Raw genomic sequence first — 19,327 nt, 5'->3', positions numbered from 1 at the left:
CCAGCCGCGCAAGCGCGCGGCATGTCAAGGCGGCCCGATCAGCCGCGCAAAGCCCCGCCGGTCGCCTTGGCAACCTTTTCAACGATCTTCTTGCCCACTGCCTCGATCTCGGCCTCGGTCAGGGTCGCCTCGCGCGGTTGCAGGCGCACAGTGATGGCCAGCGACTTCTGCCCGGCTTCGCCCAGCGCGCCGCCGGTGAACTCGTCGAACACCCGGACCTCGTCGATCAGCGTCTTGTCGGCCCCGGCCGCGGCATTCACGAGATCGAGCGCCGCGACATCGCGATCCACCACGAATGCAAAGTCACGCTCCACCGGTTGCAGGTCAGAGGCCGCCAGTGCGGGCCGCGTCGCACTCGCGCTCCTGGGGAACGGGATCTCGCCCGGCCACAGGGTGAAGCCGACCACCGGCCCTTTCACGTCCATCGCCGCCAGCACGCGCGGGTGCAACTCGCCGAAGATGCCCAGCACCTTCTTCGGACCCAGGCAGATCATCCCGTGCCGCCCCGGATGCCACCAGCCCGGCGCACCGCGGTTGATCTGCACCTTGGCCGGGGCGCCCATCGCGGCCAGCACCGCCTCGGCGTCGGCCTTGGCGTCATAGACATCGACCGGGCGCGATGCGCCGTGCACGTCCTTGGGTCCGGTCGCGCCGACCAGGATACCCGAGACCATCAGGCTCTGCTCTTCCGGCTCGCCGCCATGCCAGGCCGCGCCCACCTCGAACAGCGCGAGGTTGGCAAAGCCACGCGCCTGGTTGCGGGCGGCGGCCTGCAACAGACCCGGCAGCAGCGCCGGGCGCATATGGCTCATCTCGGACGAAATCGGGTTGTCGAGTTTCGTGGCATCGGTGCCACCCCCGAACAGCGCCGCCGAGGCCTGGTCGATGAAGGAATAGGTCACGCATTCGTTGTAGCCCAGCGCCGCAGTGGTGCGCCGCGCCGCGTTCTCGCGCCGCTGCATCGGGGTCAGCACGGGCTTGGGCACGCCGACATGGGCGCGGGGCAGCGGTTTGCCGACCAACTTGGTCAGGCTGGCCACCCGGGCCACTTCCTCGACCAGATCGGCCTCGCCCATCACGTCGGGACGCCAGCTTGGCACATGCGCCATGTCGCCCTCGATGCGGAACCCCAGCGCGGTCAGCGTCGCGCGCTGTTCCTCCGCCGGAATGTCCATGCCGACCAGCGATTGCACCCGGTCGGTATCGAGCGGGAAGGCACGGTCGGTATCCGGCACCTCGCCCGCCACCACGACCTCGGACGGATCGCCGCCGCACAGATCCATGATCATCTGCGTCGCCAGTTCGATCGCCGGGGCGTTGAAGGCCGGGTCAATGCCGCGCTCGTTGCGATAGCGCGCGTCGGAGTTGATCTTGAGCGCGCGGCCGGTGCGGGCGATCTGGATCTTGTCCCAGACGGCGGCCTCCAGAAACACGTTCTCGGTGGCCTCGGTGCAGCCGGTGCGCAGTCCGCCCATGATACCGGCAATCGACTCGATTTCGTCCGCGTCCGAGATCACCACGGCACCCGCCGGGAAAGTGTATTCCTTCTCGTCCAGCCCCACCAGCATCTCGCCCCCCTTGGCGCGATGCACCCTGAGATTCCCGCGCACCTTGTCGGCATCGAACACGTGCAGCGGGCGGTTCATGTCGTAGGTGAAGAAGTTGGTGATATCGACCAGCGCCGAGATCGGACGCAGCCCGATGGCGCGCAGGCGCTGTTGCAGCCATGCGGGCGAAGGCCCGTTCGCAACGCCCCGGATCATCCGGCCCATGAAGACCTCGCAACCGCCCTCGCGGGTGTCGTCGTCGATCGTCACCTTGATCGGGCTTTCGAACGTACCGGCAACCTTCGCGGTCTTTTCCGGCTTCAACGTCCCCAGCCCCCGCGCGGCCAGATCGCGGGCAATGCCGCGCACGCCCAGCGCATCGGGGCGGTTGGGGGTGATGGCGATCTCGATCACCGGATCGACCTTGTCGGGCGCGTTCGCCGCCATCCAGTCGGCGAAACTGTCGCCGACCTCGCCCGAGGGCAGTTCGATGATGCCGTCATGCTCGTCCGACAGCTGCAATTCGCGTTCCGAGGCCATCATGCCGTGGCTCTCGACCCCCCGGATCTTGCCCACCTGGATGGTGGTGTCGATGCCGGGGATGTATTGCCCCGGCTTGGCCACCACCACGGTGATCCCCGCCCGCGCGTTGGGCGCGCCGCAGATGATCTGCTTGTCGCCCTCGTCGGTCTCGACCACGCAGACGCGCAGCCGGTCGGCATCCGGGTGCTGTTCGGCGCTCTTGACCCGGCCGAGCGTGAACTCGGACAGAACCGCAAGCGGGTTCTCGATGCCCTCGACTTCAAGCCCGAGGTCGGTCAGCGCCTCGGCGATCTCGTCGACCGAGGCCGTGGTTTCGAGGTGGTCTTTCAGCCAGGAGAGGGTGAATTTCATGTCGGTCTCCGGTCAGTCGCCCATGCGGGCGGCGAGGGTGTCGATCTTGCCCATGCGGTAGAGTTTGATTTCACGCACGAGCCGGATGGTGGGTTTCAGCGCAAAGAACACCGAGCCGATGACGAACAGCCAGGTCGCCGCGGTCTTGGTGTTTTCGTCGAAGAACAGGACAGAGCCGACGAGGAACGCGAAGGCGGCAATGAAATCGACCGCGGTATAGACGATCTCATAACGCGCATAGAGCGCCTTGGCGGCCTCGGAGGCTTGCCGGTTTTCATGTTGGAAAAGGGGCATGGCGGTCTCCGTTCGTCGTTACGCAGGGTGGGTTTCAACTCACAATGTAGCGGGGCGGCGGGGTGAACCCCTCCTTACCGGTTATCGGTCTGCCAGATCCTCAACCAGTTCGAAATGTTCGAACAGCAACACCATCTCGGGGTCGAAGCCGCCGTTTCGCGCGAAATACGCCTGATGGCCCGCGCGCCAGCCTTCGAGCGTGTCATTCTCGCCCTCGGCCCGCGCCATGTCTTCGGTCACATCGCAAAACCGGACCTTGTCGAGCCGCGTGGTGCGGATCACCAGCGCCGGGGTGCCGTCCCAGTTGGCGGCAATGTCGGTGCGCCCGAGTTTGGGCATCGCCTCGGGCTCGCCCTCGAACTCGGAAAGCGCACCGCAGGTCGCGCGTTTCTTGCCAGCGCGCACGAGGGCGATCAGCCTGGCCGAAAGCTCGGCAGAGTCGCCAAACATGAACGTCCCGGCGCCGGGGTAGGTGACTTGCAGGTCTTCCATGTCGTCGGTCATTTGGGGCGGTTCCAGTGTGTAGTTGCCGAGTTGGCGAGGTAGTCTTTCAATCGTGTAGGGTGGGCTTCAGCCCACCATGCACCGGGGCGGCGGGCTAAAGCCCGCCCTACGGGTTCACGTTGCGGTGGTGGTCCAACTGGGGAGTGTGAAATTCATTTTTTGCCCCTGAGTTTGGTGGCGATCGCTGTGATAGCAATCAAGCCCACTGCGATAATCAGAGCGCGACCGTAGATGGCGTTTGTGATTTCTTGGGCGGCGGCTTCTCCGACGACATGTTCGAGTTCTTTGATCGAGGTTGCCTGCACATAGTTCCCCATGATGTAGACGACCAAATAGCTCGCGATAATCCCGACGAAGATGGCAAGCAGCGTCAACGGCCAAGAGTTGCGCTTTCGGAAGACTAGCCAAGCTGCCAGCACGCCTGGGAGAGCAACAGTAAGAACTATGAACATCATTATTCTCCCAGATTTTTGGCTCGAGCCAAAATAACCATCACCTGCTCAACCCACCCCGCATCGTCGGCACGTCCAGCGCCGAGAAGCCGTAGTGCCTCAGCCAGCGCAGGTCTGAATCGAAGAACGCCCGCAGGTCCGGGATGCCGTATTTCAGCATTGCCAGCCGGTCGATGCCGATGCCGAAGGCGAAGCCCTGCCATTTGCTCGGATCGACCCCCGCCGAGGACAGCACCTTGGGGTGCACCATGCCGGAGCCGAGGATTTCCATCCAGTCGTCACCCTCGCCGACATGCAGTTTACCGTCTTCCCACGAACAGCGAAGGTCGACCTCGGCCGACGGTTCGGTGAACGGGAAGTGCGAGGCGCGGAACCGAAGTTCGACCTCGTCGACCTCGAAAAACGCGCGGCAGAATTCCTCGAGCGTCCACTTGAGGTTCGCCATCGAGATGTCGCGGCCCAGCGCCAGACCCTCGACCTGATGGAACATCGGCGTGTGGGTCTGGTCGTAATCGGCGCGGTAGACCCGGCCCGGCGCGATCACCCGGATCGGCGCGCCCAGCTTTTCCATCGCCCGGATCTGCACCGGGCTGGTGTGGGTGCGCAGCACATGCGGCGGGCGGTCGTCGCCCTCGGGGGTGGACATGTAGAACGTGTCCATCTCGGTTCGCGTCGGGTGGTCGGGCGGGATGTTCAGCGCGTCGAAATTATACCAGTCGCTTTCGATCTGCGGCCCTTCTGCGACGGAAAAGCCCATGTCGGCAAAGATCGTGGTGACTTCCTCGGTGACCTGGCTGACCGGGTGAATCGTGCCTTGCCGGCGCGCCCGTCCCGGCAGCGTCACGTCGAGCCATTCGGTTTTCAGCCGCTCATCCAGCGCCGCGTCGCCCAGCGCGGCCTTCTTCGCCGCCAGCGCCGCGTTGATCTCGTCCTTCAGGGCATTGAGCTTCGGTCCCTGAACCTGCCGCTCCTCGGGCGTCATCTTGCCCAGTTCGCGCATTTTCAAGGCCACCTCGCCCTTCTTGCCCACGGCGGCGACGCGGATATCCTCAAGCGTGGCCTCGTCGCCCGCGCCCGCGATCGCGTCGATGTATTTCTGCCTCAGATCGTCCATGCCGGACCCCCTTGGTTTTCGTCGTCTTCTGCTACCCAGCAGGGCCCCGAAACGCAAGAAGCCGCGCGACCCGTAAAGGTCCGCGGCTTCCCTGAATTCTTCCCGATGGTCGGGAGTTACGCGAGCGCGGCCTTCGCCTTGTCGACGATGGCGCCAAACGCGTCGGGCTCGTGCACGGCGAGATCGGCCAGAACCTTGCGGTCCACCTCGATCCCGGCGCTGTTCAGGCCGTTGATGAAACGCGAATAGGTCAGGTCGGCATCAATCGCGCGCACGGCGGCGTTGATCCGCTGAATCCACAACGCGCGGAAATTGCGCTTGCGGTTCTTGCGGTCGCGCGTGGCGTATTGATTGGCCTTGTCGACGGCCTGGGTCGCGGTGCGGAAGGCGTTGGAGCGACGGCCGTAATAGCCTTTCGCGGCCTTGATCACCTTCTTGTGGCGGGCGTGGGACGAGGGTCCACCTTTGACGCGGGACATATCAGGTTCTCCTTAGCGCGAATACGGCATCATCGGCTTGATGATCTTCTCATCAGCCTTCGACAACAGCGTGGTTCCGCGCGCCTGGCGGATGAACTTGTTGGTGCGTTTGATCATGCCGTGACGCTTGCCGGCCTGGCCCGCCTTGATGCGGCCCGAGGCCGTCATCGAGAACCGCTTCTTGCAGCTCGATTTTGTCTTCATTTTGGGCATTTCGGTCTCCTTCGAGGGTTCCGTTCATGCGCGACTCGGCATGCCACTTGGGCCGGCCACGCGGTTCGAATGGGCCGTATAGGCGGGTTGCGGCAGGCTGGCAAGGGGATTCTAGCCACGTTCCTTGAGCAATCGCGCCTTCTGCCGGTTCCAGTCCTGCTTGGCCTGGTCGGCGCGCTTGTCCTGGGTCTTCTTGCCCTTGGCGATACCGATCTTGAGCTTGGCGATGCCCTTGTGGTTGAAGTAGAGCACCAGCGGCACCAGCGTCATGCCCTTGCGCTGGGTCGCGTTCCACAGCCGCGACAGTTCTTTCTTCGACACCAGAAGCTTGCGCCGCCGGCGTTCGTCATGCCCCCAGGTCTTGGCCTGCTCATAGGGCGCGATGTAGGCATTCACCAGCCACAGTTCGCCGTTCTCGACCGAGGCGTAGCTTTCGGCCACGTTGGCGCCGCCCTGGCGCAGACTTTTCACCTCGGACCCTTCCAGCATGATGCCGCATTCGAGGTCTTCCTCGATGGCATAGTCATGCCGTGCCCGCCGGTTCTCGGCGATCACCTTGTAGTTGGGGTTCTGGTCTTTCTTGGCCATGGTTCAGCGGATATAGGCGATCGGCGTTGCCTGCGAAAGGCCTATGCCGGCGGCGCGTCCACGGTTTCCAGCCACGGCTTGATATCGACCACCGGCGTGTGGTCGAAACAGTCTATGGCGTCGATGTCGATGGTGGCGGCCTCGGGGTCGAGCGCGGTGATCACCACGGTCGAGACCGACACCGGGTTGGGCCGGTTGGGCGAGCGCAGCGCGAAGGTGCCGCGCGGACCCTCGGCATGGCGCGGCGCCTGCATCACCAGGTCGCGGCGGGCGCGGTCCATCCAGTATTGCAACAGGATCGGCTGGCCCACCGACAACCCGGTCAGCGCCTGGGCGTATTCGGGCGCAAGCTCGATCCGCGCACCCTGCCCGGTTTCCCGCGCCCGACCGATATTCTTGGGGCAATCGCCGCGCGACCAGGGCGAGCGGATACGACCGATGAAGGTGATCCCGGCATCCGGGGTGTCGCCGGGATCATGCCCCAGCGCCACTTCGCCCGCGCGGATTTCGGGCCGGTCGCCCATCGCCTAGTTCAACAGCCCGGCATGGCGCATCGCGTCGTCGATCACCGCCTTGGTTGTGTCAAGCGCCGGCATCATCGGCATCCGCACCTCGGGGTCGACCAGACCGATCCGCGACATCGCGTATTTGACGCCGACCAGCCCCGGCTCGATGAAGATCGCCTTGTGCAGCGGCATCAGCTTGTCCGACAGGATCAGCGCGGTCTCATAGTCGCCATCGAGCGTCGCCTGCTGCATTTCCGAACACAGCTTTGGGGCAACGTTCGCCGTCACCGAAATGCAGCCGCGCCCGCCCATCGCGTTGAAGCCCACCGCGGTCGCGTCCTCGCCCGAGATCTGGATGAAATCCTCGCCGCAGGTGATCCGCTGCCAGGCCACCCGCGCCAGGTCGCCGGTCGCGTCCTTGACGCCGACGATCATGTCGAGCTTGGCCAGTTCACCCATCGTGTCGGGCAGCATGTCGATCGCCGACCGGCCGGGGATGTTGTAGATGACGATCGGCAGGCCGATCCCGGCCAGCGCGGTGTAATGGGCGATCAGGCCGCGCTGGGTCGGCTTGTTGTAGTAGGGCGTCACCACCAGTGCCCCGTCCGCGCCCACCGCCTTGGCGTGCTCCATGAACCGGATCGCTTCGTCGGTGTTGTTCGAGCCGGCCCCGGCGATCACCGGGATGCGGCCGTCTGCGGCCTTGACCACCTCGGCCACCACGGTTTCGTGTTCCTCGTGGCTGAGCGTCGGGCTTTCGCCGGTGGTGCCGACCGGCACCAACCCGTGCGAGCCTTGCTCGACATGCCAGTCGACCAGGCGTTTGAGCGTGTCGATGTCCACTGCGCCGTTCTTGAACGGCGTGACCAGGGCAGGAATCGATCCTTTGAACATGACACGCTCCTTGTTGTGCATTGTCCGGCCCGAGTCGGCGCCGGGGCGAACGCGGCGGAAACTAGCCGCGTTCCCCGGAAATGCCAAGAATGTGTGTTGTCGCGCCGGACGACCGCGCTAGTTATGCGCCATGGTTGCGATATTGTCCCGCCGGATGCGCGCTGCGCTGGCCCCGATCCTGTTGTTTTTCCTCACCCTCCTGCCCGCCGCCGGACAGGACGCCGCCAGCGTTTCCGCGCTCGTGCGCGGGCTTGAGCTGATGCGAAGCGGCGACTGGGATGCGGCCCTTGTCGCCGCCGGTCCGACCGGGTCGGTGGCGCAGGACATCGTTCAGTGGAACCGGCTGCGCGCCGGCCAGGGCACATTCGCCGAAGCCCGGGCGTTCCTGGCCCGCCGCCCCGACTGGCCCGGTCTGTCGCTGCTGCGCAAACGCTCCGAGGCGACCATCCCCGAAGAGGCGTCGCATGCCGCCGTGCTCGACTTCTTCCTGCACGAGAAACCGCAGACCGGTGCCGGTTCGCTGCGCTTTGCCAAGGCGCTGTGGGAAACCGGCGCCAAGGATGCCGCGATGGCCGAGGCGATCCGGGCCTGGACGTCCCTGTCGCTCGACGACGAGGAATATCAGGGCTTTCGCACCGACTGGCCCAAGACCACCGCCGCGCATCACGTCGCCCGCCTTGACATGCTCTTGTGGCGCGGGCTGACCGAGCAGGCCGAAAAGATGCTCGCCCTCGTTGACGACGCCCATCAGAAACTCGCCCGCGCCCGCATCGCGCTGCGCGACGACAAGCCCGGTGTCGATGGGCTGATCGAGGCGGTTCCGTCCTCGCTCGCCAACGACCCGGGGCTGGCCTATGAGCGGTTTTTGTGGCGCGCGCGCAAGGGCCGCAATGACGACGCGATCGAGTTGCTGCTGGAGCGGTCGACCTCGGCGGCGGCGCTGGGCGACCCGGCGGCCTGGGCCAACTGGCGCGGCGTTCTGGCGCGCTGGGCAATGCGCGAAGACAAGGCGCGCACCGCCTATCGCCTGGCCTCTGAGCACAGGATCGAAGACGGCGACGAGCGCAACGACCTCGAATGGCTGGCGGGCTATATCGCGCTGCGCAAGCTCGACGATGCCGAAACCGCACTGCGCCATTTCCACAGCTTCAAGGGCGGGGTCGAAACCCCGATCAGCCTGGGCCGCGCCGGATACTGGGAAGGCCGCGCGCTCGAGGCGCTGGGGCGCACCGAAGAGGCCCGCGCCGCCTATGCGAGGGGCGGCCAGCACCAGACCAGCTTCTACGGGCTGCTCGCCGCCGAGAAGGCCGGCCTGGCGATGGACGCCCGCCTGACAGGCACGAGCGACATCTTTCCCAACCACACCACCGCCCCGTTCTGGACCTCCGACATCATGGAGGCGGCCCGTCTGTCATGGGCGGCAGGCGAGACCTACCTGACCGAGCGTTTCACCGTGCACCTGTCCGAGCGCCTCGACCGCACCGGAGTCGGCCAGTTGGCCGCCTGGGCCGAGACGGCGGAGGCACCGCATATCCAGTTGATGTTGTCGAAATACGCGCTGATCTATCACGGCGAGTTGTTTCACCGCCCCTACTTTCCAACCCCCGAGATCGGACGCGGCAACCGCACCGTGCCGCGCGCGCTGGAAATGGCGATCTCGCGGCGCGAAAGCGAGTTCGACCCCAAGGTGGTCTCTGGCGCCGGCGCGATGGGGTTGATGCAACTCATGCCCGGCACTGCCAAGGACATGGCCAAGCGTGTTGATGTGCCCTACGAGCAGGCGCGGCTGACCTCGGACATGGGCTATAACACGCGGCTCGGGTCGGAATACCTCGCCTACCTGATCGAGCAGTTCGGGCGTAACCCGGTGCTGATCGCGGTGGCCTACAACGCCGGACCAAGCCGCGCGCGATCGTGGTCCGAGCGGATGGGCGATCCGCGCAGCCCCGGCACCGATATCGTCGACTGGATCGAGCACATCCCCTTTACCGAGACCCGCAACTACGTGATGCGCGTGACCGAAAGCCTGCCGGTCTACCGCGCCCGGCTGACCGGCGAGACCGAGGCGATCAACTTCCTGGCCGAACTCAAGCAGCGCTGAGGCGCACGGCCCGGGGCCTCAACCCGCCCCAGGCAACCGCCGCGCGATCCGCTCGCGGTAGAGCGTGAACAGGCCCGCGCCGACTACGATCACGACACCAATGGCGACGTTCGCCTCAAGCGTCTCGCCGAACACCGCCATCGCGATCACCGTGGCGAACACCAGTTGCAGGTAGGCGAAGGGCTGCACCGCCGAGGCTTCGGCAACGTCGTAGCAGCGGATCAGCAGGTAATGCCCGGTCGCCCCCGAAACGCAGAGCACCCCCATCCAGACCCAGTCCGGCCCTGTCATCGGCTCCCAGAACCACACCCCCACCACGGTCATCCCGACCGCCCCGACCGTGCCGGTCCAGAAAAACGAGGTCGCGGCACTGTCGCGCTGCGCCGCGTAGCGGGTGAGCAGGCCGTAGAGCGCGAACAGCACCGCCGAGGTCAGCGGGATCAGCGCGGCGGGCGAAAACACCCCCATTCCCGGCTGCAGGATCACCAGCACGCCGATGAACCCGACCCCGATCGCCGCCCAGCGCCACGGCCCGACCTTTTCGCCCAGCAGCGGACCGGACAGCGCCGCGATTACCAGCGGGTAAGAGGTAAAGACCGCGTGGCTTTCGATCAGGCCGAGCACCACGAAGGCAATCACCATCACGCAAACCTCGACGATCAGTAAAAGCGCGCGGATCGCCTGGATCAAGGGCTGGCTGGTCGCCGCCGCCGCGCGCACGCCGCCGGCCTTGCGCGCGGCCACCGCCACGACGAAAGCGGCGAAGAACCAGTAGCGGATCATCACCACCATGAAGACGTTGTATTCAGTGGCAAGATGCCGCGACAGCCCGTCCTGTGCCGCGAACACGAACGAGGCCGCGATCATCAGCGTGACGCCAAGGCGGGTGTTCTGCTGGCTCACCCCGAATGCTCCAGCCGGGCGACCGTCATGTGCCGCTTGCGTCCGAAGCCGGGCCGACGCTCGACCGCAAAGCCCGCCGCCGCCAGCCCCCGCCGCACGAAGCCCGCCGCCGTATAGGTGGCCGCACTGCCGCCCGGCGCGGTGTGGCGGGCGACCTCGGCCATCAATTCCGCCCCCCACAATTCCGGGTTTTTCGCGGGCGAGAACCCGTCGAGGAACCAGGCGTCGGCCTGTCCACCCCAACCCGGCAGGGTGGCGCGCGCATCGCCCAGGATCACCTCGACCTCGATGCCGTCGATGGCAAAGCGCCTGTCGCCGCGCGCCCAGGCCTCAAGAAATGGCTCCGCCACCGCCCGCGCCTCGGGAAAGGCATCGAGCGCCGTCGCGACGTCGCCCGGCGCCATCGGAAACGCCTCGAAACTGGTGTAGCGCAGCGCGCCGCCCACATCCGCCCCGCGCCAGGCAATCAGTGCGGCCAGCATGTTCAGCCCGGTTCCAAACCCCAGTTCCGCGATGTGAAATCCTGGCCGGAACCGCCCCGGCAGGTCATTGCCCGCAAGGAAAACATGCCGGGTTTCCGCCAGCCCGTCGCCAAGGCTGAAATAGGGGTCGTCGAACCGCGTGGCGACCGGCACGCCGCCGTCCCGCCACTCGATTTCCGGCCGCTGGCCTTCGGCCATGTCATCCCCTAGAACCCGCTGCATGGCGCGACAATGGGCAAGGCGGAAGGGCTTGGCAATGGTGGACGTGACGGTGCGCGGCGCGGGGGTGTTCGGGCTGGCGGTGGCCTATTGCGCCGCCGTGAAAGGCGCAAAAGTCCGCGTGGTCGACCCCAATGGTCCGGGCGCGGGCGCGTCGGGCGGGCTGGCCGGCGCGCTGTCGCCGCATGTGCCGGAGAACTGGAACGACAAGAAGGCGTTTCAGTTCGACAGCCTCGCGCTGGGCGAGGACTTCTGGCGCCAGGTCGAGGCGACCGGCGGCGTCTCGCCCGGCTATCTTCGCTCTGGCCGTCTGCAGCCGATCGCGGACCAACGCGCGCTCGATTTCGCCAGGGCGCGGACCCAGACGGCGCAAGAGCTTTGGCAGGGCCGGTTCGACTGGCAGGTGATCGAGGCGACAGGCGACTGGGCGCCGGTCTCGCCCACCGGATACCTCATCCACGACACGCTGACCGCACGCATCGCGCCGCGCCGCGCCGTCGCCGCGCTGGTCGCCGCGATCCGGGCGCTGGGCGGCGAGGTGACGGACGACGCCCCCGACGCGGGCAAGGTCGTCTGGGCCACGGGTGCTGCGGGGCTGGCCGATCTGTCGGCGCATTTCGGCAAGGAGGTCGGCGGGCCCATCAAGGGTCAGGCGGCGCTGGTCGCGTTGGACGCCGCCGACCGCCCGCAGATCTTCGCGGGCGGCGTGCTGATCATCCCGCACGAGGACGGCACCACCGCCATCGGCTCGACCTCCGAACGTGACTTCGACGCGCCCGACAACTGTGACCACCAGCTTGACGATGTCCTCGCCCGCGCCCGCGCGTTGCTGCCCGCCCTCGCCGATGCGCCGGTGATCGAACGCTGGGCCGGGCTGCGCCCGCGCGCGCGCAGTTTGGCGCCGATGCTGGGGCCGTGGCCCGGGCGGCCGGGGCATTTCATCGCCAATGGCGGCTTCAAGATCGGCATCGGCATGGCGCCCGGCGTCGGGCTGGCGATGGCCGATCTCGTGCTGGACGACAACGACCGCATCCCGCCGGGCTTTCGCATCGAGGCCAATCTGTAGCCCGCACCTTGCCATCCCCCGCCCCGCTGTGATCCAGTCCACCCGGACAGGAACCGGAGCCCAGCATGGTCGACATCGCCACACGCGTCTACAACCACAACTGGAAGATCGACCCGATCGTGCGGTCGCTGATCGACACCGATTTCTACAAGCTCCTGATGTGCCAGTCGGTCTATCGCAACCACCGCGACACGCAGGTCACGTTCAGCCTGATCAACCGCACGACCTCGATTCCGCTGGCCGACCTGGTGGACGAGGGCGAGTTGCGCGAACAGCTCGACCATATCCGCACGCTCACGCTGTGGCGCGGCGAGTCGACCTGGCTGCGCGGCAATACCTTCTACGGCAAGCGCCAGATGTTCCGCCCCGACTTCATGGAGTGGTTCGAGCAACTGCGCCTGCCGCCCTATCACCTCGAACGCGTCGGCGATCAGTATGAACTGACCTTCGAGGGCAAATGGCCCGAGGTGATGATGTGGGAGATCCCGGCGCTTGCCGTACTGATGGAGTTGCGCGGGCGGGCGGTCTTGCGCGGCATGGCGAAGTTCGAGCTCGAGGTGCTCTATGCCCGGGCCATGACGAAGCTGTGGGAAAAGATCGAGACGCTGCGCGACCTTGACGGGCTCAAGCTGGCCGATTTCGGCACGCGCAGGCGGCACAGTTTCCTGTGGCAGGACTGGTGCGTGCAGGCGATGGTCGAGGGGCTGGGCGACAGCTTTGTCGGCACCTCGAACTGCCTGATCGCCAAGAACCGCGACGTTGAAGCGATCGGCACCAATGCGCATGAACTGCCGATGGTCTATGCCGCCCTGGCCGAGGATGACGCCGCACTTGCCCGCGCGCCTTACGATGTGCTGGCCGACTGGCACGAAGAGCACGAGGGCAACCTGCGCATCATCCTGCCCGACACCTTCGGCACGCGCGGCTTTCTCGACAACGCGCCCGACTGGCTGGCGGGCTGGACCGGCATCCGCGTCGACTCCGGCGACCCGGCCGAGGGTGCCGAGATCGCCATTGACTGGTGGCAAGCGCGCGGCGAAGACCCGCGCCAGAAGATGGTGATCTTCTCGGACGGGCTGGACGTGGGCAAGATCGTCGAGTTGCACAAGGCTTTTGTCGGACGGGTGCGGCCAAGCTTCGGCTGGGGCACGCTTCTGACCAACGACTTTCGCGGCCTCACCGAAGGCGACCGCCTCGCGCCGTTCTCGCTGGTCTGCAAGGCGGTCTCGGCCGAGGGGCGGCCCACGGTGAAGCTGTCGGACAACCCGAGAAAGGCGATGGGACCGAAGGACGAGATCGCGCGCTACAAGCGGGTGTTCGGCGTGGGCGAGCAGGCGGCGCAGGAGGTCGTGGTCTAGGATACCCAGACGCGCCGAACTCGGGGCTGGCCAAGCCGCGCGAAACGGGTCAGGCTGCGGCGACTTGCGACCTTGGACGCCCGCGCGACCCGTGGCAGACAGGGGTGCCCTTCAAATGCCCGCATTGAAAGATCGGGGTCACGTCAACGGAGATTGAAATGTATAAACACATCCTGGTTGCAACCGATGGCTCTGAACTTGCCCAGAAAGGCCTCGACCAGGGCCTGGCCCTCGCCAAGCTGATCGGTGCGAAAGTCACGGTTCTGACGGTGTCCGAACCCCTGAGCGCCGATGCGGCCCGTGCCGCCCAGCAGGCCGGCATCGACAATCCCGCGACCCGCTATGACCAGCAGATCGCCAACAAGATGAGCGAACGCTTCGCGCAGATCGAGAAAAGCGCAGCCGAGCACGGCGTCAAGGTAAACCTGAACCACGAGATCGACAATGCGCCCGCCGAGGCCATCGTGCGGTTCGCCAAATACAATGACTGCGACCTGATCGTGATGTCCTCGCACGGCCGGCGCGGCGTGCAGAAAATGCTGCTGGGAAGCCAGACATCCGAGGTGCTGGTCAAGACGACGATTCCGGTGCTGGTCATTCGGTAGGGGGTGTCGGGGGTGGCCTGCGGGTAAGCCGTTTGAAGGCCCGTGAACAGCGAACATTGGTGGGTTTTCGCCCACCTCCAATACAGCTGTGAACCCGGCCCCTACTCCGGGTCCACCTTCCCCCGCAACGCCTTCACCTCCCCCCGCGCCTTCTTGCCCTCCAGCCGCCGCCGTTTCGAGCCCAGCGTGGGCTTCGTCGGCACCCTTCGCTTGGGCGCCACCAGCGCCTCGCGGATCATCTCGGCCAGGCGCTCCTCGGCGATCTCGCGGTTTCTGGCCTGTGAGCGCGTGTCCTCGACGCGCAGCAAGAGCGCGCCGTCCTGCGTCCATTTTCGCCCGGCGATGCGTTTCAGCCGCCGCTTGACCGCGTCCGACAGCGCCGGCGAGCGGGCCGCCTCGAAGCGCAGTTCCACCGCCGTCGCCACCTTGTTGACGTTCTGCCCGCCGGGGCCGGAGGCGCGGGTGAAGCTTTCGGACAGTTCCCAGTCCTGGATGGTGATGTCGTCGTTGATGCGGATCATGCGGGCAATCTAACCCCCGGCCCGGCAATCGAAAAGGGCCGCCCTGTCTGGACGGCCCTTCGAGAAGTCTGGAGGTGGGGCCGGTTAGGCTTGCGCCAAATCAGCCCGCAATCCGTGCCGGGGGTTGCCCCGGCATGGCGCGCCTACTTTGTCCCGGCACCTCGCTCCGTATGTTCTCTCGACATGGACACCTCCTTTCTGAATGTTGCTACAGGGTCAACGTGGCACATATTTTGGGTATGTCAAAACTTTTCACGCAGAATGTGGGGAAAGTTTCCGCACCAGAATCCGAAAGGGCACAAGTGCCAGCACCGCGAGCGTCAGTTTGACCAGCCAGTCGGCAAACCCGAGGCTGACCCAGAGCGGCAGCGCGGCGCCCTGCCCCAGGAACGGCACCGCCTCCCAGGCCCAGTTGATGGCGCTGTCCGCCTGCGCGCCGAACAGGGTGATCGAGGCCGAAAAGGCGATGGTGAAGAACAGCGCCGTGTCCAGCGCCGAGCCGATCAGCGTCGAGGCCAGCGGCGCCCTCCACCAGCGCCCGGCGCGCAGCCGGTCGAACACCGCCACGTCCATCAGTTGCGCCGACAGAAACGCCACGCCCGAGGCCACCGCCACGCGCAGCGGCACGGCGGCGAACTCCTCGCCCGGCGCGCCCAGCATGATGCGGCTGCCGATGAGCGAGCAGATCACCCCGACGACGAAGCCTGCGAACACCACCCGGCGCGCGGCTGCCGGGCCGTGGATGCGGTTCATCACGTCGGTGACGAGAAAGGCGACGGGATAAGTGAAGGCGCCCCAGGTCAGCCATTGGCCGAACAGGAACTGAACGAGGATGTTCGAAGCCACCACGATGGCGGCCATGGCAAGGATGCCGGGAAGGATGCGGGTCATGTCCGGGTCCGTTTTGACAAGGTTGCGGAGACTTGGCCCCGCCGGGGCGGGACGGGCGGCAATTACGCCCCGAGACCGCTTTGGTCAAGTCATTCCGGGACCACGTATTCGACGAATTCGGTGGTCTGGAAAAAGCGGAAATTGTCGTCCGACACCATCGTCACCCGCATGTGGCCCGCCGTATCGCGCCACACCGCCACGCCTTCGAGGTTGTCGTGCCGCCCGGCGGGCGAGGTGAACAGCGTGGTCTCATTGGTCAGCGCGGTCTCGGACATGTCGAACCGGCGCACCCGGCTGGAAAAGCCCAGCATCGAGCTCAGCGCGCGCTCCAGCACATAAAGCCGCCCGTCCGGCCCGATATCGGCGCCGACCACCAGGAACTCGCCGCGTCGCGGGATCTCGTAGGGCGTCTCCCAGGTTTCGCCGCGCAGCCGGTGCACCGGGAACGGCTTGTCGATCTCGCCCGAGCGTTCGGGGATGATGTAGATCGCGCCGTCCTCGTCGATCGCCAGCGCCTCCAGCGACGAGTTGTTCTGAAGCGAGTCGTAGTCGGGCACCCGCGGCAGGTCGATGGCCCGTTCGACCACCGCGTTGTCATAGACCACCACCCGGTGAACCGACTCGAACGACACGTAGATGCGCCCGTCGGCGGCCATCGCCAGCCCCTCGCTGTCGTCGTGATAACGCGGCAGGTCGCCGCCGGTGGTGTATTTCAGCGGCCGGATCGTGCCGGCCTGCACCCCGGTGATCAGCCCGTTCTCGTCACGCTCGATGCGCCCGGTCAGGATGTTGGCGCGGTCCGAGACCATCACGAAGGTCGAGCCGTCCGGCGACAGCTCCAGCCCCGACCAGCCGCCAAAGCGCCGGTCGTCCATCGTCCAGGACAGGCGCGACGAAAACGTGGCGATATCGGCTGGCTGGGCTGTTGCAAGCGGCGTCAGCAGCACCGCCGCGGTTATTGCGAGCGCAAGACGGCGGTGCATTGGCCAGGCAGATCGGCAAGGGTGAGCGGACCGCGCGGCGGTGTGGGCCGTGCGTCCGGATCGGGGGGCGGCGGGTTCAGGATGCGATCGACCCAGGCTTGCGCATCGTCGCAGCCGTCGCCCGGTGGTGGCGGCGCCTGATCGACGCAGCGCGGATCACCCTCCGGGCAGTTCAGCCGCACGTGGAAATGGTAGTGGTGCCCATACCAGGGCCGCACCTTGTTCAGCCAGCTTCGGTCGCCGGTCGCGTCCTCGCACATCTGCACCTTGGCCCCGGCAAAGACGAAGATGCGCGCCACGGCGGGGTCGGAGGCGGCGGCCTTGATCACCTCCATGTGCTGGCGCGTCCAGCTCGAATTGACATAGGCGCCATTGGCGCGCTGCATCGAGATCGACGACAGGCTTTCACGCTCGGCCGCCGTCAGGTTCAGCCGGTCGGGCGGCAGCATCCAGATATCGGCATCGAGCCCGATCTGGTGGCTGGCATGGCCGGTCAGCATCGGCCCGCCGCGCGGCTGGCTCATGTCACCGACATAGAGCCCGGCCCAGCCGGGTTGGGCCGCGGCCTTGGCCGACAGCCGTTGAACGAAGGAAACCAGATCGGGGTGGCCCCAGTTGCGATTGCGGCTCAGCCGCATCGCCTGCCAGGTCGGGCCGGTTTCAGGCAGTTGCACGGCGCCCGCGACGCAGCCGGCGGAATAGCCGCCGAAGCTTTCGGGCCGCTGATCCGACGGCACGGTCGCGGCCCCGAACAGTTGCTTGGCCGGCTGGTTCGAGGTCGAGACCACGCCAAAGGCCGAGGCGCGCGGCTTGCCCGCGTCGCCACCCGATCCGCCGCCGATCATGCAGCCCGCCAGCACCAGCGCCGAGGCTGCAAGGGAAAGTATGCTCGATCTCATCTCAGACCTTTTTCGCCGTCCGGTTTCACCCAGATTAGCAGAACGAGGCCAAGAAGAAAGAGACCCAGCAGCGGCGATACGCCAAGTCGCGCCGATCCGGTCCAGGTCGTGACCAGCCCGATCATCGCCGGCGCCATGAATGCTGTGGCGCGGCCCGAGAGGCCGTAAAGGCCGAAGCTTTCGGTCGGCGCCTCCGGGTCGGCATGGCGCACCATCAGGGTGCGCGAGGCGGCCTGAAGCGTCCCGCCCATGCCGCCGATCACCACGCCGCAGGCGAAAAAGACGATGTCGGGCAATGTCGAGCCTTCGGCCAGCGGAACGCCGAACAGGCTTTCGCGCGACATGAAGATCACCACCACGATCACCGCACTCAGTCCCAGGATCGCGCCGACGATCACCGGCTTGGGCCCGAACGCCTTGTCGACCTTGCCGCCCAGCCAGGAAAACAGCGCCGCCGCCATGCCCGACACGATGCCGAACACGCCCACCAGCACGATCGGCCAGTCCAGCACCAGCGTCGCATAGACCCCGCCAAAACCGTAAAGCCCGTTCAGCGCATCGCGGTAGAACATCGACGAAAGCAGGAAAGCCGACAGGCTTTTCTTCTTGGCCAGCCCCCGGATCGACTTGCCGAGGATCTTCATTCCCACCGAGAACGAGGTCTTGGCCCGCTTGCCGGTGTCGCGCACCCACAGCGCATAGGGGATCATGAACACAACATACCAGACCGCCACGAACGGGCCGACGATGCGCGTGCCCTCGAACGCCTCGGCATCGAGCAGGCCAAAGCCCGGCGAAAGCCCGATCAGCGTCTTGCCGCCCGGCTGTTCCGCGAAAAACAGCAGCATGATCGCCAGCGCCACCAACCCGCCGATATAGCCGAAGGCAAAGCCCGACCCCGAGACCTTGCCGACATCGTCATCCGCCACCAGCCCCGGCAGTTGCGCGTTGACGAAGATCAGCGCGAACTCGGCCCCGATGAACCCGATCCCGAAGGCCACCAGCATCGCCCAGATATTGGAGCCGTCCGGCTGGGTGTTCCACAGCATCCAGGCCCCGACCACGTAGAGCACCGAGAACCCCAGGATCCACGGTCTGCGCCGCCCTGAACTGTCGGCCAGCGCGCCGATGATCGGGCCGCCAAAGCCGATGATCAGCCCGGTCACGGTCAGCGCCAGCGACCAGACCGATTGCGCGCGGGCGTCGGCGGCCAACTCGTCCATGCCGGTCGACATGAAGAACGCGGCGGCAACCGATGCGAAGAACGGGCCATAGACGAAGGTCATCAGGACGGTGTGGTAAGGCTGGCTGGCCCAGTCGAACCACCACCACCCCCAGACCCGCCGTTTCGCGGATACCTCCGCCATTTCGCTGCCCTCCCCGGTTTTGCCCGTGACATGACAGGAAAAGCCGGGGCCGGGCAAGCGCCAACTCGGGATGCGCCTGCTTGCGGACTTGCGCAGGCGGGCGCTTCGCCCTAGGTCAGTGTCGAACAATCGAGGATCGCCCATGCTCTCCCCGCTCGTCGCCACGTTGCTGCAGGTGTTCGTCGCCATCATCGGGATCGTCTGGTTTCTCGTGATCGCGCATGTGATCTTTTCCTGGCTGGTGAATTTCCAGGTGCTCAACCTGCGCCAGCCGCTGGTCGGGCAGATCTGGTATCTGCTGAACCGGCTGACCGAGCCGCTCTACAAGCCGATCCGCCGCTTTCTGCCGGACATGGGCGGGATCGACCTGGCCCCGCTGGTGGTGATCCTGATCCTGTTCGCCCTGCGCCAGTTGATCGCGAATTACTACTACGCGATGATCTGACT

At 66.2% G+C, this 19,327-nt stretch carries 22 protein-coding genes; 5 read left to right on the top strand and 17 right to left on the bottom strand.

Annotated features, from left to right (window positions below; genetic code table 11):
• Positions 1–38: 38 nt before the first annotated feature.
• From pheT to dapA, 10 genes are all read right to left on the bottom strand, one after another.
• Positions 39–2,441 (bottom strand): phenylalanine--tRNA ligase subunit beta, encoded by a 2,403-nt coding sequence (gene pheT / locus FVF75_RS04390; protein ID WP_148376602.1) that lies wholly within the window; start codon positions 2,439–2,441, stop codon positions 39–41.
• Between the two features lie 12 nt (positions 2,442–2,453).
• A complete protein-coding gene (locus tag FVF75_RS04385; RefSeq protein WP_148376600.1) occupies positions 2,454–2,735 on the bottom strand; it encodes a YrhK family protein in 282 nt (93 codons plus the stop codon).
• 81 nt (positions 2,736–2,816) lie between these two features.
• Complete coding sequence (locus FVF75_RS04380) at positions 2,817–3,239, bottom strand: ASCH domain-containing protein (RefSeq protein ID WP_148376598.1); 423 nt, start codon at positions 3,237–3,239, stop codon at positions 2,817–2,819.
• Between the two features lie 152 nt (positions 3,240–3,391).
• Positions 3,392–3,691 carry a hypothetical protein gene (locus tag FVF75_RS04375; protein WP_148376596.1) on the bottom strand — a complete coding sequence of 100 codons (300 nt, stop codon included), beginning with the start codon at positions 3,689–3,691 and terminating at the stop codon, positions 3,392–3,394.
• A 40-nt stretch (positions 3,692–3,731) separates the two neighbouring features.
• The gene (pheS, locus tag FVF75_RS04370) at positions 3,732–4,805 is read right to left on the bottom strand and encodes a phenylalanine--tRNA ligase subunit alpha (protein ID WP_148376594.1); all 1,074 of its coding nucleotides are present in this window, start codon (positions 4,803–4,805) and stop codon (positions 3,732–3,734) included.
• A 116-nt stretch (positions 4,806–4,921) separates the two neighbouring features.
• Complete coding sequence (gene rplT, locus FVF75_RS04365) at positions 4,922–5,284, bottom strand: 50S ribosomal protein L20 (protein ID WP_148376591.1); 363 nt, start codon at positions 5,282–5,284, stop codon at positions 4,922–4,924.
• A gap of 12 nt (positions 5,285–5,296) precedes the next feature.
• Complete coding sequence (gene rpmI / locus FVF75_RS04360; protein ID WP_148376589.1) at positions 5,297–5,497, bottom strand: 50S ribosomal protein L35; 201 nt, start codon at positions 5,495–5,497, stop codon at positions 5,297–5,299.
• Between the two features lie 111 nt (positions 5,498–5,608).
• Positions 5,609–6,085, bottom strand: a complete 477-nt coding sequence (gene smpB, locus FVF75_RS04355; RefSeq protein ID WP_148376587.1) for an SsrA-binding protein SmpB — start codon at positions 6,083–6,085, stop codon at positions 5,609–5,611.
• A gap of 41 nt (positions 6,086–6,126) precedes the next feature.
• Positions 6,127–6,609: a TrmO family methyltransferase domain-containing protein gene (locus FVF75_RS04350; RefSeq protein WP_148376585.1), complete on the bottom strand. Its 483-nt coding sequence runs from the start codon at positions 6,607–6,609 to the stop codon at positions 6,127–6,129.
• A gap of 3 nt (positions 6,610–6,612) precedes the next feature.
• A complete protein-coding gene (gene dapA, locus FVF75_RS04345) occupies positions 6,613–7,485 on the bottom strand; it encodes a 4-hydroxy-tetrahydrodipicolinate synthase (RefSeq protein ID WP_148376583.1) in 873 nt (290 codons plus the stop codon).
• Between the two features lie 130 nt (positions 7,486–7,615).
• Here dapA and FVF75_RS04340 point away from each other — a divergent pair, with 130 nt between their 5' ends.
• Positions 7,616–9,586, top strand: coding sequence for a lytic transglycosylase domain-containing protein (locus FVF75_RS04340; RefSeq protein WP_148376581.1), 1,971 nt, complete (start codon positions 7,616–7,618; stop codon positions 9,584–9,586).
• Positions 9,587–9,604: 18 nt separating this feature from the next.
• Here FVF75_RS04340 and FVF75_RS04335 read toward each other — a convergent pair whose 3' ends face one another.
• Together FVF75_RS04335 and mnmC2 are read right to left on the bottom strand one after the other, a co-directional pair.
• On the bottom strand, positions 9,605–10,489 hold the full coding sequence (locus tag FVF75_RS04335) for a DMT family transporter (RefSeq protein WP_148376580.1): 885 nt from the start codon (positions 10,487–10,489) through the stop codon (positions 9,605–9,607).
• On the bottom strand, positions 10,486–11,193 hold the full coding sequence (mnmC2, locus tag FVF75_RS04330; protein WP_246137995.1) for a tRNA (5-methylaminomethyl-2-thiouridine)(34)-methyltransferase MnmC2: 708 nt from the start codon (positions 11,191–11,193) through the stop codon (positions 10,486–10,488). The genes FVF75_RS04335 and mnmC2 overlap by 4 nt, the downstream gene beginning before the upstream one ends.
• A gap of 28 nt (positions 11,194–11,221) precedes the next feature.
• Between mnmC2 and FVF75_RS04325 the strand changes: the two genes are divergently transcribed.
• The 3 genes from FVF75_RS04325 (at position 11,222) to FVF75_RS04315 (ending at position 14,219) form a co-directional block, all read left to right on the top strand.
• Positions 11,222–12,256, top strand: coding sequence for an NAD(P)/FAD-dependent oxidoreductase (locus FVF75_RS04325; RefSeq protein WP_187392975.1), 1,035 nt, complete (start codon positions 11,222–11,224; stop codon positions 12,254–12,256).
• 65 nt (positions 12,257–12,321) lie between these two features.
• Complete coding sequence (gene pncB, locus FVF75_RS04320) at positions 12,322–13,614, top strand: nicotinate phosphoribosyltransferase (RefSeq protein WP_148376578.1); 1,293 nt, start codon at positions 12,322–12,324, stop codon at positions 13,612–13,614.
• Positions 13,615–13,772: 158 nt separating this feature from the next.
• Positions 13,773–14,219, top strand: a complete 447-nt coding sequence (locus FVF75_RS04315) for a universal stress protein (protein WP_148376576.1) — start codon at positions 13,773–13,775, stop codon at positions 14,217–14,219.
• Positions 14,220–14,320: 101 nt separating this feature from the next.
• Here the strand turns inward: FVF75_RS04315 and arfB are convergent, their stop codons facing one another.
• From arfB to FVF75_RS04290, 5 genes are all read right to left on the bottom strand, one after another.
• Positions 14,321–14,740 (bottom strand): alternative ribosome rescue aminoacyl-tRNA hydrolase ArfB, encoded by a 420-nt coding sequence (arfB, locus tag FVF75_RS04310; RefSeq protein ID WP_148376574.1) that lies wholly within the window; start codon positions 14,738–14,740, stop codon positions 14,321–14,323.
• A 252-nt stretch (positions 14,741–14,992) separates the two neighbouring features.
• Positions 14,993–15,631, bottom strand: a complete 639-nt coding sequence (locus FVF75_RS04305) for a queuosine precursor transporter (protein WP_148376572.1) — start codon at positions 15,629–15,631, stop codon at positions 14,993–14,995.
• 89 nt (positions 15,632–15,720) lie between these two features.
• Positions 15,721–16,614, bottom strand: coding sequence for an esterase-like activity of phytase family protein (locus FVF75_RS04300; RefSeq protein WP_148376570.1), 894 nt, complete (start codon positions 16,612–16,614; stop codon positions 15,721–15,723).
• Positions 16,587–17,513 (bottom strand): penicillin-insensitive murein endopeptidase, encoded by a 927-nt coding sequence (mepA, locus tag FVF75_RS04295; protein ID WP_148376568.1) that lies wholly within the window; start codon positions 17,511–17,513, stop codon positions 16,587–16,589. Before mepA ends, FVF75_RS04300 begins: the two co-directional genes overlap by 28 nt.
• Positions 17,510–18,880 (bottom strand): MFS transporter, encoded by a 1,371-nt coding sequence (locus FVF75_RS04290; RefSeq protein ID WP_148376567.1) that lies wholly within the window; start codon positions 18,878–18,880, stop codon positions 17,510–17,512. Before FVF75_RS04290 ends, mepA begins: the two co-directional genes overlap by 4 nt.
• Positions 18,881–19,022: 142 nt before the next feature.
• Here FVF75_RS04290 and FVF75_RS04285 point away from each other — a divergent pair, with 142 nt between their 5' ends.
• On the top strand, positions 19,023–19,325 hold the full coding sequence (locus FVF75_RS04285) for a YggT family protein (protein WP_148376565.1): 303 nt from the start codon (positions 19,023–19,025) through the stop codon (positions 19,323–19,325).
• Positions 19,326–19,327: the final 2 nt, after the last annotated feature.

The sequence above is a fragment of the Maritimibacter fusiformis genome (assembly GCF_008086115.1).
GTDB classification, from domain to species: Bacteria; Pseudomonadota; Alphaproteobacteria; order Rhodobacterales; family Rhodobacteraceae; genus Muriiphilus; species Muriiphilus fusiformis.
Note: the sequence above shows the minus strand (reverse complement) of the source record. Positions and strands in the feature narration are given on the sequence as shown.

What these genes read in the sequence shown, in the direction of transcription:
- FVF75_RS04340 (WP_148376581.1), top strand. Translation starts at nt 7,616, where the DNA reads ATGGTTGCGATATTGTCCCGCCGGATGCGCGCTGCGCTGGCCCCGATC.
- pheS (WP_148376594.1), bottom strand. Translation starts at nt 4,805, where the DNA reads ATGGACGATCTGAGGCAGAAATACATCGACGCGATCGCGGGCGCGGGC.
- dapA (WP_148376583.1), bottom strand. Translation starts at nt 7,485, where the DNA reads ATGTTCAAAGGATCGATTCCTGCCCTGGTCACGCCGTTCAAGAACGGC.
- FVF75_RS04290 (WP_148376567.1), bottom strand. Translation starts at nt 18,880, where the DNA reads ATGGCGGAGGTATCCGCGAAACGGCGGGTCTGGGGGTGGTGGTGGTTC.
- FVF75_RS04305 (WP_148376572.1), bottom strand. Translation starts at nt 15,631, where the DNA reads ATGACCCGCATCCTTCCCGGCATCCTTGCCATGGCCGCCATCGTGGTG.
- mnmC2 (WP_246137995.1), bottom strand. Translation starts at nt 11,193, where the DNA reads ATGCAGCGGGTTCTAGGGGATGACATGGCCGAAGGCCAGCGGCCGGAA.
- pncB (WP_148376578.1), top strand. Translation starts at nt 12,322, where the DNA reads ATGGTCGACATCGCCACACGCGTCTACAACCACAACTGGAAGATCGAC.
- FVF75_RS04350 (WP_148376585.1), bottom strand. Translation starts at nt 6,609, where the DNA reads ATGGGCGACCGGCCCGAAATCCGCGCGGGCGAAGTGGCGCTGGGGCAT.
- mepA (WP_148376568.1), bottom strand. Translation starts at nt 17,513, where the DNA reads ATGAGATCGAGCATACTTTCCCTTGCAGCCTCGGCGCTGGTGCTGGCG.
- FVF75_RS04375 (WP_148376596.1), bottom strand. Translation starts at nt 3,691, where the DNA reads ATGTTCATAGTTCTTACTGTTGCTCTCCCAGGCGTGCTGGCAGCTTGG.
- FVF75_RS04315 (WP_148376576.1), top strand. Translation starts at nt 13,773, where the DNA reads ATGTATAAACACATCCTGGTTGCAACCGATGGCTCTGAACTTGCCCAG.
- FVF75_RS04300 (WP_148376570.1), bottom strand. Translation starts at nt 16,614, where the DNA reads ATGCACCGCCGTCTTGCGCTCGCAATAACCGCGGCGGTGCTGCTGACG.
- arfB (WP_148376574.1), bottom strand. Translation starts at nt 14,740, where the DNA reads ATGATCCGCATCAACGACGACATCACCATCCAGGACTGGGAACTGTCC.
- rplT (WP_148376591.1), bottom strand. Translation starts at nt 5,284, where the DNA reads ATGTCCCGCGTCAAAGGTGGACCCTCGTCCCACGCCCGCCACAAGAAG.
- FVF75_RS04380 (WP_148376598.1), bottom strand. Translation starts at nt 3,239, where the DNA reads ATGACCGACGACATGGAAGACCTGCAAGTCACCTACCCCGGCGCCGGG.
- FVF75_RS04385 (WP_148376600.1), bottom strand. Translation starts at nt 2,735, where the DNA reads ATGCCCCTTTTCCAACATGAAAACCGGCAAGCCTCCGAGGCCGCCAAG.
- FVF75_RS04285 (WP_148376565.1), top strand. Translation starts at nt 19,023, where the DNA reads ATGCTCTCCCCGCTCGTCGCCACGTTGCTGCAGGTGTTCGTCGCCATC.
- smpB (WP_148376587.1), bottom strand. Translation starts at nt 6,085, where the DNA reads ATGGCCAAGAAAGACCAGAACCCCAACTACAAGGTGATCGCCGAGAAC.
- pheT (WP_148376602.1), bottom strand. Translation starts at nt 2,441, where the DNA reads ATGAAATTCACCCTCTCCTGGCTGAAAGACCACCTCGAAACCACGGCC.
- rpmI (WP_148376589.1), bottom strand. Translation starts at nt 5,497, where the DNA reads ATGCCCAAAATGAAGACAAAATCGAGCTGCAAGAAGCGGTTCTCGATG.